7 protein-coding genes are annotated in these 12,422 nt (G+C 69.4%); 5 read left to right on the top strand and 2 right to left on the bottom strand.

Annotated elements, in window-relative coordinates; translation table 11 throughout:
* Positions 1–92: 92 nt before the first annotated feature.
* Positions 93–1,250 carry an MFS transporter gene (locus ACZ67T_RS34895; RefSeq protein WP_469989503.1) on the top strand — a complete coding sequence of 386 codons (1,158 nt, stop codon included), beginning with the start codon at positions 93–95 and terminating at the stop codon, positions 1,248–1,250.
* Between the two features lie 905 nt (positions 1,251–2,155).
* Positions 2,156–5,350: a SpaA isopeptide-forming pilin-related protein gene (locus ACZ67T_RS34890; RefSeq protein WP_469989502.1), complete on the top strand. Its 3,195-nt coding sequence runs from the start codon at positions 2,156–2,158 to the stop codon at positions 5,348–5,350.
* A gap of 246 nt (positions 5,351–5,596) precedes the next feature.
* Here the strand turns inward: ACZ67T_RS34890 and ACZ67T_RS34885 are convergent, their stop codons facing one another.
* Positions 5,597–6,496, bottom strand: a complete 900-nt coding sequence (locus tag ACZ67T_RS34885) for a bile acid:sodium symporter family protein (RefSeq protein ID WP_469989501.1) — start codon at positions 6,494–6,496, stop codon at positions 5,597–5,599.
* Positions 6,497–6,754: 258 nt separating this feature from the next.
* Between ACZ67T_RS34885 and ACZ67T_RS34880 the strand changes: the two genes are divergently transcribed.
* Positions 6,755–7,516, top strand: coding sequence for an SDR family NAD(P)-dependent oxidoreductase (locus ACZ67T_RS34880; RefSeq protein ID WP_469989499.1), 762 nt, complete (start codon positions 6,755–6,757; stop codon positions 7,514–7,516).
* Here the strand turns inward: ACZ67T_RS34880 and ACZ67T_RS34875 are convergent.
* Complete coding sequence (locus ACZ67T_RS34875; protein ID WP_469989497.1) at positions 7,497–8,837, bottom strand: PucR family transcriptional regulator; 1,341 nt, start codon at positions 8,835–8,837, stop codon at positions 7,497–7,499. The two genes, ACZ67T_RS34880 and ACZ67T_RS34875, sit on opposite strands and share 20 nt — an antisense overlap.
* A 293-nt stretch (positions 8,838–9,130) precedes the next feature.
* Between ACZ67T_RS34875 and ACZ67T_RS34870 the strand changes: the two genes are divergently transcribed.
* Complete coding sequence (locus ACZ67T_RS34870; protein WP_469989495.1) at positions 9,131–10,585, top strand: class I adenylate-forming enzyme family protein; 1,455 nt, start codon at positions 9,131–9,133, stop codon at positions 10,583–10,585.
* Positions 10,586–10,632: 47 nt separating this feature from the next.
* Positions 10,633–12,420, top strand: a complete 1,788-nt coding sequence (locus ACZ67T_RS34865) for a DUF3556 domain-containing protein (RefSeq protein WP_469989493.1) — start codon at positions 10,633–10,635, stop codon at positions 12,418–12,420.
* Positions 12,421–12,422 lie beyond the last annotated feature (2 nt).

The following is a 12,422-nucleotide window of genomic DNA, read 5'->3' as shown; positions in this document are numbered from 1 at the left end:
TCCTTGTCTCAGTCCTTCTCGGGCAATTGATGCCGTATCTCACTCTGTCCTGGGTACGGCCTCGCCGCCTCGGTCCGTGCGAGCGTGCTGTGATGCGCGCCTATGTGGATCTGTTGCGACACGGGACAGCTCGCCGGCTGATCGCTGCCACCGCCACCGGCAAACTCGGCTTCGCTGTTTTCCCGCTGGCCACCGTGCTGCTCGCACAGGGCTCCTCCGGGTCCTTCCTGGACGCCGGGGCCGTGGCAGGCGCCTGGAGCATGGGTGGCACCGTCACAGGCCCGCTTCGCGGACGCCTCGTCGACCACTACGGTCAACGCCTGCCTCTCCTCGCCCTGACGGTGATCACAGCCCTTGCCGCCGCGGGCCTGGCCACCGTAGTGGGAACCGTGCGGCTGATCTGCTTCGGTGCACTCGCGGGCGCCGCGGCCCCTCCTCTCATGGCCAGCATCCGTCCCCTGTGGGCGCAGGCAGCGCCCGAGGACTTGGTGCGCAGCGCTTACGCCTTGGACGCGGTCCTCACTGAAGTGACCAAGATCTGCGGACCGCTCATCGCGGCCGCAGCAGCCGTTCACTCACCACGCCTGGGCGTGATCATTGCGGCGGCGCTCCTGATGACCAGTACCTGCCTGGTGGCCTCCGGCCCGCCGGCCCATCGCCGTCCCGCGACAGCAGGCACCGGGAGGATCCTGGCCTCTCCCGCCCTTCGGCTTCTGTTCACCGCCAACGCGTGCGCAGGTGTGTGCCTCGGGGCGCTGACCGTCGGCCTTCCCGCCCGAGCCGCTGAGAGCGGGTCGGCGGCCGACTCAGGCGGGCTGTTCGCTTGTCTTGCCTTGGGCAGCGCGCTCGCCGGCGCGCGATTCGGTGCCCGCCACCGCGCGGCCTCGCCAGTCACCGGCTACCTCGCGGCTTTTGTCTGGCTCGCCCTCGCTCTGGCTCCCCTGGGCACCGTCTCGACACCCGTGCCATCGGGGTTCCTTCTCGTCACCGCAGGGGCCGCGCTCGCGCCCATGACGATCTGCTTGTTCGAACTGCTGGACGCCCATGCGTCACGCCACGCAGCAGTCGCGGCCATGATGTGGATGGTCGCGGGAGAAGAGCTCGGCATCGCCGCAGGGAGCATGACCGCAGGACTGCTGACGCAGAACGTCGGTGCCTGGCTCGCCCTCCTCACCGCGGCAGCAAGCGCTGCAGTCGGCGCCCTCGTTGTCGCAACGGGCAAGCCAGGCCTGGCCTCCAGCCGGCTTTGACAGCGGTTCGTGGCCGCCCTACTTGTCCGTCAGCAGTGGCCCACCCGCGCAGGGAGCAAGGTGATGTAAGGGTCAGTGAGTGCACGGGGGAGTACACGCGTGGCTTCACCGTCCCGGCCGGTCCCCGCATAGAAGCGGCCTCGGTCGTGCGGCTACCACGGAAGTGCAACCCGACGACGGAGCGGAACGGTCCTCGGGCGTCAGCCTTCCAACGCCTCGGCCATCAGCCGGCTGCCCAGCTTTCGGTCCAAGTCATCGCCGACCGTCGCCGACTTCAGCGCTTCGTCCGCGGACCGGCAGCGGCGGACTGTCTGCGCCTCGGCTCGATCCACCTGAGCGCCTGCATCCATCTCGGATACCGGCTGTCCGCGGCCCAGAGGTGCGAGCTTCACAACACCGTGTCAACGCGTGCCTTTGACGGAAGTTGGGAAGCGGCAACCGGCTGCCCGGCTCTCTCATGGCCAGATCCGTGCGCTACGGAAGTCTGCGGTCACGTGGCATGAGGCCGCGTCAGATTCTGGTTCTGGCAGGCGATCGGACTACGCGCTGGTTCGCCGGGCTGGCGAAGGCGAGTGTCCTGCCCTGATGCTGTCAGGCCGTCATGTGCTGTCTGTGGGACGAGAAAAGAAGCCCGGTTCGTTGACTGGCGGAGTCGTTGGGGCGCGTACTGGCCTGAGCCTGCCGCGCATCGCGAGAGCTCCTGCCCCGAGTGTGCCCGCCTGTCCGGCGTGGGGCGCGATCGCGGGGCGCGCATGCACCGCGCTCGCCAAAACCGCAACTGGTCGTGTGGCATACGGGTGCCTGGGCGGGGTGTCCCAGCCGTGGATCAAGAGGAGAGCTGGACGAATCCATAGGTTTCGGGCATGCATAGACCGATTTATGACATTGTGCGCAGCAGCCCGGCCGTGAGGCAGATCCCGCTGCGTGCCGCAGCGGGGCTCGCCGGCTCGGGGCTGCTCGCTGCCGTCGTACTCACCGGCAGCCCGGCGGGGGCGCAGGCGTTCGCCCCCGTCTTCATCGGGAACCCGGTGGCCGGGAGCAACGGCTTCGGGGTCGTCACCGAGGAGAACGCGACGTTCGGCAGCACCGAGTCGGAGGGCCCGGTGGCCGTCGGCGGAGACCTTTCCTACGGCGACAACTACAACGTCGCCCTGCACACCCCGGGCACCTTCACCGCCCCGGGCGACGCGCAGCCGACGGCCCTGCTCGTGGGCGGCGGCGTCGACTACGCGGGCACCAGCAAGTCCGGCGTCCTGCAGGTGCTGCAGAACGGCTACGCCAAGATCGGCAACACGTCCGCCAGCGCCGTCCTCACCCAGGACCAGAACCTGGCGAGCGTCAACACCGAGGTCGTGGCGAAAGGCGCCGCCTACAACTCCACGCCGCGCATCCAGCTCACCACCAAGCAGCCGTCCGCCTCGGTCGCCCAGTCGGGTCTGATGGACTTCACGTCCCTGTTCTCCACCTACCGCGACCGGGCCGACTCGATGGCCACGTGCGCCACGACCGTGACCCTGCTCGACGGCAACGGGAACCCGCTGCCCGACCAGAGCACGATCCCGCCCGGGTCCAACATCAAAATCGCCCTCACCCCGCGGCGCACCAACGTGCTGCACCTGACCGGCGAACAGCTCAACAACATCGACACGCTGACCTTCCTGAACCAGCCGTCCGCCCGCACCCCGCTGCTCATCGACGTGGACACCACGGACACCGGTGGCGACTTCACCTGGCACACGCCCACGATGGCGGGCGTCTCCGGGAACCAGGCCCCGTACATCCTGTGGAACTTCGCCGACGCCACCGACATCACCATCGCGGACGGCGACAGCATCGAAGGCACGATCTACGCCCCGCGCGCCAAGCTCACCGACCTCGACCCGGCGAACATCGAGGGCGACATCATCACCCGCGAACTCGTCGCGGGCCCGCTGTCCGGCGGGGCGGGCGGCGGCGCGGTCAACGCGGGCGAGATTCACTACTTCCCGTTCCAAGCCAGGCTGAGGTGCAACTCCGACACCCCGGCCCCCGTCACCGGCTCGGTCCGCGTCGAGAAGCAGGACTCCGAGTCCGGAGCTCCGCTGTCCGGCGCCGAGTTCCAGCTGTGGCGGGAGAGTAACGGCACCGAGGGTCTGCAGACCGGTGGGGACGACGCTGACACGAAGGTCGGCGACCCGTGCACGACGGGGACGAGTGGCGAGTGCGCCCGGACGGTGGCGACGGGCACCTACTACTGGCAGGAGACGGCCGCGCCTGACGGTTATGACCTGCCTGACCCGGCTGTTTTCGGTCCGTTGACTCTCACCGACGACAACGCGGACGAGGGCGTCACTGTGACTGCGGACAACTCGGAGACGCCTGTGGACCCGGGCGAGGGTCGGGTGCGGGTGAGGAAGGTGGATTCCGAGTCGGGTGATCCGTTGTCCGGCGCTGAGTTCCAGCTGTGGCGGGAGAGTAACGGCACCGAGGGTCTGCAGACTGGTGGGGACAACCCTGACACGAAGGTGGGTGACCCGTGCATCACTCGTGCTGCGGGCACCTGTGGGGAGACTGTCCCGACGGGCACGTACTACTGGCAGGAGACGGCCGCGCCTGATGGCTATGACCTGCCCGATCCGGCTGTTTTCGGCCCGCTGACCCTGACCGACGACAACACGGACACCGGCGTCTCGGTGACCGCCAACGACACGCAGACGCCCGTGGACCCCGGCGAGGGCCGAGTGCGGGTGAGGAAGGTCGACAGCGAGTCCGGAAACCCGCTGCGCGGCGCTGAGTTCCAGCTGTGGCGTGAGAGCAACGATGAGGCCGGACTTCAGACCGGCGGCACGACCCCCGACACAAAGGTCGGCGACCCCTGCACCACCGGCGCGGCCGGTACCTGCGGGGAGACCGTCCCGACGGGCACCTACTACTGGCAGGAGACGGCCGCGCCTGACGGCTACGACCTGCCTGACCCGGCTGTTTTCGGCCCGCTGACTCTCACCGACGACAACACGGACACCGGCGTCTCGGTGACGGCGAACAACACGGAGACGCCTGTGAACCCCGGCGAGGGTCGGGTGCGGGTGAGGAAGGTGGATTCCGGGTCGGGTGATCCGTTGTCCGGCGCTGAGTTCCAGCTGTGGCGGGAGAGTAACGGTACCGAGGGTCTGCAGACTGGTGGGGACAACCCTGACACGAAGGTGGGTGACCCGTGCATCACGCGTGCGGCGGGTACCTGCGGCGAGACTGTCCCGACGGGCACCTACTACTGGCAGGAGACGGCCGCGCCTGATGGCTATGACCTGCCTGACCCGGCTGTTTTCGGCCCGCTGACTCTCACCGACGACAACACGGACACCGGCGTCTCGGTGACCGCCAACGACACGCAGACGCCCGTGGACCCCGGCGAGGGCCGAGTGCGGGTGAGGAAGGTCGACAGCGAGTCCGGAAACCCGCTGCGCGGTGCCGAGTTCCAGCTGTGGCGGGAGAGTAACGGCACCGAGGGTCTGCAGACCGGTGGGGACAACCCCGACACAAAGGTCGGCGATCCCTGCACCACCGGCGCGGCCGGTACCTGTGGGGAGACCGTCCCGACGGGCACCTACTACTGGCAGGAGACGGCCGCGCCTGACGGCTACGACCTGCCCGACTCGGCAGTTTTCGGCCCGCTGACCCTGACCGACGACAACACGGACACCGGCGTCTCGGTGACCGCCAACGACACGAAGACGCCCGAGGAGCACGATGGCTCACTGCACCTGAAGAAGTCCGACGCCAAGACCGGGCGGTCGCTGGCAGGCGCGGTGTTCGAGCTCTGGAAGGAGTCGAACGGCCAGGCCGGGCTGCAGACGAACGGCCGTAACCCGGACACACTGACCGACAGTGAGTGCACCACGGACGCGAAGGGCACCTGTGACTTCGACCCGCTCGCGTACGGCACGTACTACCTGCGCGAGACCTCCGTCCCGGAGGGCTATGTCCTGCCTGCCAACCCGGTGACCGGCCCGTACGTCGTCAACGGTGCGCACGAGGACGTCACGGTCAAGGTCAAGAACAAGCACGACGAGCCCTGCAAGGGAGGCTACGGCGACGAGTGCGACGGGTACGGCAGTTCCTGACCCGCGCCATGGCTCAGCCGCTCCCGGGGTGATCACCCCGATGTCTAGCGGTGGTTAGCGTCTGATCGAAGAAGCGGCTGTCGAGCGGTGTGCTGCCGGTCGACAGCCGCCTTTCTGTGTGCTGGTCCGAGACCGTGATGTCGGGACCACGGTGAGCTGAGTGTCCAGGCGTGTGTCGTGCTCATACCGGCACCGACCTCACTGTCACTGGCAGAAGTTGGACGAGCGGCGCCACGTCGCCCCCGATCACGTGCGCTCGGGGGCGGCCATCGGACGAGTCGGGTCCAGGCTGCTCTTCCGCGTGAGCAGCCACCCGAACACCCCCGTGACCGGAATCATGATCATGGCGTACACGGCGGCGGGCACCGCGAGGCGGACGCTGCCGAGCGTCGTCATGGCCAGGGTCATCGCCAGTGTCGCGTTGTGCGCGCCGATCTCGAACGAGGCCGCCACCGCCTGGCGATGGCCCACCCCGACGGCGCGCGGCACCCAGAAGCCCACGGTCAGGCTGATCAGACAGAACAGCAGCGCGGCCACCCCCACGGATGCGAAGTAGCCACCCAGGTGGGCCCGTTCGCTGAAGACGGCGCCGGCCACGACGAGCGCGAGGACCACCGTCGAGACGAGCCGCACCGGCCGGTCGAGGCGGTCGGCCAGGGCGGGCTTCGACCGTCGTACGAGCATGCCGAGCGCGACCGGGATCAGGACGATCGCGAATACCTGGACCACCTTCGCGAACTGCAGGGCGACGCCGTCGGCGCCGAGATCGGGGCGGAAGTACCCGAGAGCGAAGTCGACCACGAGCGGCACCGTGACCACGGCGATCACCGAATTGATCGCGGTCAGCGTGACGTTGAGGGCGACGTCGCCGTGGAAGAGGTGGCTGAACACGTTGGCGACGGTGCCGCCGGGCGACGCCGCGAGCAGCATCATGCCCGTCGCGAGGACCGGCGAGAGGTTCAGGGCGAGCGCGAGGCCGAAGCACACGGCAGGCAGCGCCAGCAGCTGCAGGAGAAGCGCCACCGTGACCACCTTCGGGTGCTGGGCGACGCGCCGGAAGTCGGTGGGTGCCAGCGACAGGCCGAGCCCGGCCATGACGACGGCCAGCGCGGCGGGCAGCAGCGTTTCGGTGAGTACGGAGTTCATGGGCGGGTCTCCGGAGGGGAGAAGAGGACGCCGGGACGTGCGTTGATGCGCATTCCGGGCTGTGGGCGACGACTCGCACCGTAGGCCGACGGCCCTCCCGGCGGGATTGGTGCGGGGACACGAAAGGGGCCCCGTCCGTCGTGGTCCGGTGCCAAGCGACGGGCGGCGCACCGTTCCTAGCCTGAGCCGCGAGGCGGTGCTCACCGAGCCTGCCTCGTCCCCAGCACAGACTCGTCCGAGTTCCAGGAGGATCCCCCCATGACTGATCTCACCGGCCGCCGCGCGTTCGTGACAGGTGGCGCCAAGGGCATCGGCCGCGCGATCGCAGAGCGGCTTGTCGCGGCGGGCGCCCGTGTGGTGATCGCCGACCTCGACGAGGCCGGGGCCCAGGCCACGGCCAAGGAGCTCGGCGGCGACAGTGTCGGCGTGCGCTGCGACGTACGGTCCACCTCCGAAGTCGAGGCGGCGGTCGCCACCGCGGTCGAGGCGCTCGGCGGTCTGGACACCGTCGTCAACAACGCCGGCATAGAGATCGCCAAGACCATCCCTGAACTGACCGACGAGGAGTTCATGCGCGTCATCGACGTGAACGCCGGCGGCGCCTTCCGTGTCACCAAGGCCGTCGTGCCCGCGCTCGCCGCCTCCGACAAGGCCACCATCGTCAACATGGGTTCCGTCGCAGGTATGAAGGGCGGTCCGACGCTGGCCGCCTACTGCGCTTCCAAGGCTGCGGTCATCCGCCTCACGGAGACCGCCGCGATCGAGCTGCGGCAGGCCGGGATCACCGTCAACGCCGTCTGCCCGGGCATCGTTTCCACGGACATGGCACGGCGTCTGGTGGAGCCGGTCAACAACGTCTCCCCGGTCCCGTTCGACGCCCTGATCGCGGCGCGCCAGGGCCGCGAGGGCAAGCCGGAGGAGGTCGCCGCCCTGGTGACGTACCTGGTCTCGGACGATGCCCGGTTCATCACCGGCGCGCACTACGCCCTCGACGGCGGGCTCACCGCGTCTCTCTTCTGACTGACCGTGCCGCCCCCGCCCGGGCGGGGGCGGGTGCGGTGCGCAGCACCGCGCCGCCGAGGCGGCGGCTCGCGATGAGGGCCAGTTCCAGTTCGAGCCGGTCCTCGTCCAGCGGCTTGCCACGAGCCTGAACGGCCTTGTCCACGCGGTACTTGACCGTGTTCTTGTGCAGATGGACGCGGCGGGCGGTGGTGACGTAGCTTCCGTTCTCGGTGAGGAAGGCGAGCAGCGTCTCGCGCAGGCGCGCCGTCGCCTCGCTGTCCTCGCCGAGCGCCCCGAGCGAGGCCGCCACCAGACGCCGGGTCGCCTCCAGGTCCGCGGCCAGCAGGGCGGCGGTGCGCACTTCGGCGTCGGAGAACGAGGTCACGGGCTCGGCCCGGTCGCCCGCGATCATCGCCACGGTCTGCGCGCGCAGAGCCTCCATGTGTGTCGTGCGGAACCCGGCCGCGCCCGCTGTCGGTGTCCCTACCGCGATGCGTAGGTCGGAGCCGGCGCGGCGGGTGAGCCGGAGGGTCTCTGCGACGTCCGGTGTCCGCGCCCGCGGGCCCAGCGGGATCCAGCCCCAGCCGACGGTGCGGTCCTGCGGAACGAACAGCGGAGTACGCGGCGCCTCGACGAGCGCTGCCACGGCGCCCAGCAGGCTCTCGAACCGGTGCAGGCTCCCTTCGGCCGGACGCCGGTCCTCCGACCACACGACCACGCCCAGGTGCTGCTGACCGAGCCGGTGCCCGAGCGAGCGCTCCGCTGCCGCGGGATCCGGGCAGTCTCCGCTGATCAGCGACTTCAGGGCGGCCGCGCGTTCGGTACTGCGATGGGCCAGCCAGCGTTCGCGTTCGGCCTCGTACACCGCGACGATCCGCTCCGAGGTGGCGTCGACGTACGCGAAGGCGAGGTCCATCGCCCGGCGGCCCGCCGCGAACGCCACCCGCGCGTCCGGCTCCCGCTCGGCGATCCGGGCCAGCATCCAGTGCAGGACGTGTTGCTGCGCGACGCGGTAGGCGCGAATCAGCGCGCTGGAGGCGATGTTGCGGCGGGCCAGCCAGCGCGCGTACTCCTCGGCTGCGGCCGGAGCGGTCAGTCCGTCCGTGGCGATGCCGTACCGGACCACATCGGTGAACGCTTCGAGATTGCTGGCATTGCTGGCGCCGAGCATCTCGCGCAGCGCCGGATCCCCGCGCAGCTCGACGATCTCCTCCGACAGGAGCGTCTGCAGAGCCCCGATCAGCTCGTCGAGCTGGGCGCTCATCTCAGTGGCGACCTCGACGACCAGGGCATCGGCCCGCCGCGCCGTCTGGTCGGAGGACGCAGCGTGCGCGCTCATGGAAGACCTCGGTTGGTGCTCATGGGGATGCGGATACGGACATGGTTGCTCATACGCGACACATCCGGGATGTCCGACTGATGCGCCGAGCGCGAACGATGTGCGTGCTCGGCAGCATGACAGACCTTTGAACTGTGCGGCATTGGCTCTCGGGTCACGAAGCGATGCCGAACTTTTGGTGCGCGAGCACAGGAACTCCTGCCGTCCCGGCTCCTAGCGTCTGCGACGAGAACCGCCGGCCGACCATCTCGCCGATCGGTGACACCCCCGGAGACGACGACAGGGAGCCACCCGTGTCACTCGCGTATCTGCCGTGGCTGCGGCCACGCTCGTACGACGCCCGCCCCTGTGTGGGCGACGACCACGAGCAGCTGACGTATGCGCAGTTCGAGGACCGGGTGACGGCCGCCGCCGAGCACTTCGCCGACCTCGGGGTGCGGGCCGGCTCGGTCGTCGCGGTCATGCTGCCCAACCGCGTCGAACTCCTGGTGAGCCTGGTCGCCGCCTGGCGGCTGGGCGCCGCCGCCACCCCGGTCAACCCGGTGTTCACGGCGCACGAGGCCGACTACCAGATCGCCGACGCGGACGCCGCGCTCGTGGTCAACGCCGGCCCACACGCCCCCGACGGCGGCCGCAGGAGCATCGCCGTCGACGAGCTGCGCCGCATGCCTACCGGGGCCACCCTGCCGCCCGCCCCGGACGAGCACGACGCCCTCGCCCTGCTCGTCTACACCAGCGGTTCCACCGGCCGCCCCAAGGGCGTGATGCTCGACCACGCCCACCTCCACGCGATGGCGACCGCCATGGTCACCGCACTGCGCCTGACCGGCGACGACCACTGCCTGCTCGTGCTGCCGCTGTTCCATGTGAACGCCATCTGCGTCAGCTTCCTTTCCCCTCTGCTGGTCGGCGCCCGCCTCTCGGTCCTGGCACGCTTCCAGCCGGAGCCGTTCCTCGCGACGGTCGCGAAGCTGCGCCCCACCTACTTCTCCGCGGTACCGACGATCTACTCGCACCTGGTGTCGCTGCCGAAGGACGTCGCGTACGACACCTCGTCGCTGCGGTTCGCCATCTGCGGCGCGGCGCCCGCCTCCGAGCAGCTGCTCGCCGCGGTCGGCGAACGGTTCGGGGTCGACGTCATCGAGGGCTACGGACTGACCGAGGGCACCTGCGCCTCCGCTTCGACCCCGCTGGACGGACCGCGCAAGCCGGGCACCGTGGGCGTCGCACTCCCCGGCCAGCGCATCGCGATCATGGGCCCCGACGGCGCCCTGCTGCCCCCCGGTGAGCGTGGCGAGATCGTCATCCAGGGGCCGACCGTCATGCGCGGCTACCTGAACCGGCCCGAGGAGACCGAACGCACGCTGGCCGACGGCTGGTTGCACACCGGCGACGTGGGTGTCCTCGACGCGGACGGCCACCTCAAGATCGTCGACCGTATCAAGGACATGATCATCCGGGGTGGCGAGAACCTCTACCCCAAGGAGATCGAGGCGGCGCTGCACGCCCACCCGCAGGTCCTTGAGGCCGCGGTCGTCGGCGTGGCACACCAGGTGTACGGCGAGGTGCCCGTCGCCTACGTCACCGCCAAGCCCGGCACCGAACCGACCCCGGACCGGCTGCGCGAGCACTGCGCGGGACGCCTGACCAAGGTCAAGGTCCCGGTCGCCGTCCACGTCGTGGACGCCCTGCCCAAGAACCCCGTCGGAAAGATCGACAAGCCCGCGCTGAGGGCCCTGCGCCCCTGAACGCCCCATCACCGAGCCCCACGCCACTGAGGAGGCGACAACCCACCATGGGATTCATGAAGCCGGACCTGCCCAAGGAAGATCCGCAGACATTCCTCGCCCGGCCCTTCCTGGAACGGGTCCGTATCCTGTCCCAGCACTGGGTGGAGCACGGCTTCGGCAGCCCGTGGATGGTGCACGTCGTGTACATCCTCAAGCTGGTGGTGCTGTACGCGTGTGGCGGCCTGTTCGTCGTCTCGACGACATCGGACGTCGGCCCGCTCGGTGACATCGGCCAGTGGTGGGACCAGCCCATCGTCTACGAGAAGCTCGTCCTGTGGACGGTCCTCCTCGAGGTCATCGGCCTCGCCGGATCCTGGGGCCCGCTGGCCGGCCACTTCAAGCCGATGACCGGTGGCGCGCTGTACTGGCTGCGGCCCGGCACGATCCGGCTGCCCCCGTGGCCCGGCAAGGTTCCCGGCACCGCGGGCGACACCCGCAAGGTCGTCGACGTCGCCCTGTACCTCGCCCTGATCGGCACGCTCGTCCTCTCCCTCGTACAGCACGGAGCGACCACCGACGACCTGAAGAGCGCGCTGCCCGACAGCACCGGCGGTCTGGTACGCCCCGACGTGCTGGTGGCGATAGCCGTGCTGCTCTGCGTATGCGGACTGCGCGACCGACTCATCTTCCTCGGCGCACGCAGTGAGCAGTACCTGCCCGCGATCGTCTTCATGGCCGCGTTCGACGTCACCGACATGCTCATCGCGCTGAAGCTGCTCATCGTCCTGGTGTGGATCGGCGCCGGAGTCTCCAAGTTCGGCAAGCACTTCGCGCTGGTCGTCCCGCCGATGATCTCCAACATGCCGCTGCCGTCCTCCAAGGCGCTGCGCCGTGCGCACTACGTGGACGGTGCCGACGACATGCGGCCCTCGCGTCTCGCCTGGTTCATGGCCCACATCACCGGAACCCTCGTCGAGCTGGCGATCCCGCTGATCCTGCTGTTCTCACCGAACCGGACCGTGACGCTGCTCGCGGCCGGCGCGATGGTGATCTTCCACGTGTTCATCGTCATCACGTTCCCACTGGCGGTGCCACTGGAGTGGAACATCCTGTTCGGCTTCGCCGCGGTCTTCCTCTTCGTCGGCCACCCGGCCCAGGACGGCTACTCGGTCCTCGACTTCTCGCAGGCCTGGATGCTCCCGGCGCTCGTGGTCGCGCTCGGCTTCTTCCCGGTGCTCGGCAACCTCCGCCCCGACCTCGTCTCGTTCCTGCCGTCGCTGCGCCAGTACGCCGGCAACTGGGCCTCCGCGACCTGGGCGTTCGCCCCCGGCTGCGAGGAACGCCTCAACGAGATGAAGACGCCCGGCCGCAACCACGTGAACCAGCTCCAGGAAATGACGATGGGCTACGCGCCCGACGACGCCGAGATGCTGCTGCAGAAGACCGTCGCCTGGCGGTCCATGCACAGCCAGGGCCGCGGCCTCTACTCGCTGCTCCAGCGGCACCTGCCCGACCTCGACCGACGCACCGTCCGCGAGGCCGAGTTCATCTGCAACTCCCTCACCGGCTGGAACTTCGGCGACGGCCACCTGCACGACGAGCGCCTCATCGCCGCCGTCCAGAAGCGGCTGAACTTCGCGCCCGGTGAACTCGTCGTCGTGTACTGCGAGTCCCAGCCCATCCACAAGGACACTCAGGAGTACCGCGTCATCGATGCCGCCCTCGGCGTCGTCGAGCGCGGCACCTGGAAGGTGGCCGACGCCGTCGAGGAACAGCCCTGGCTGCCCAACGGGCCGATCCCGCTGCAGGTGACCTGGACCCGCCCCGAGTACACCGTACGAGCGGAGGTCTGAGG

Source organism: Streptomyces sp. NPDC107517 (assembly GCF_055582645.1).
Note: the sequence above shows the minus strand (reverse complement) of the source record. Positions and strands in the feature narration are given on the sequence as shown.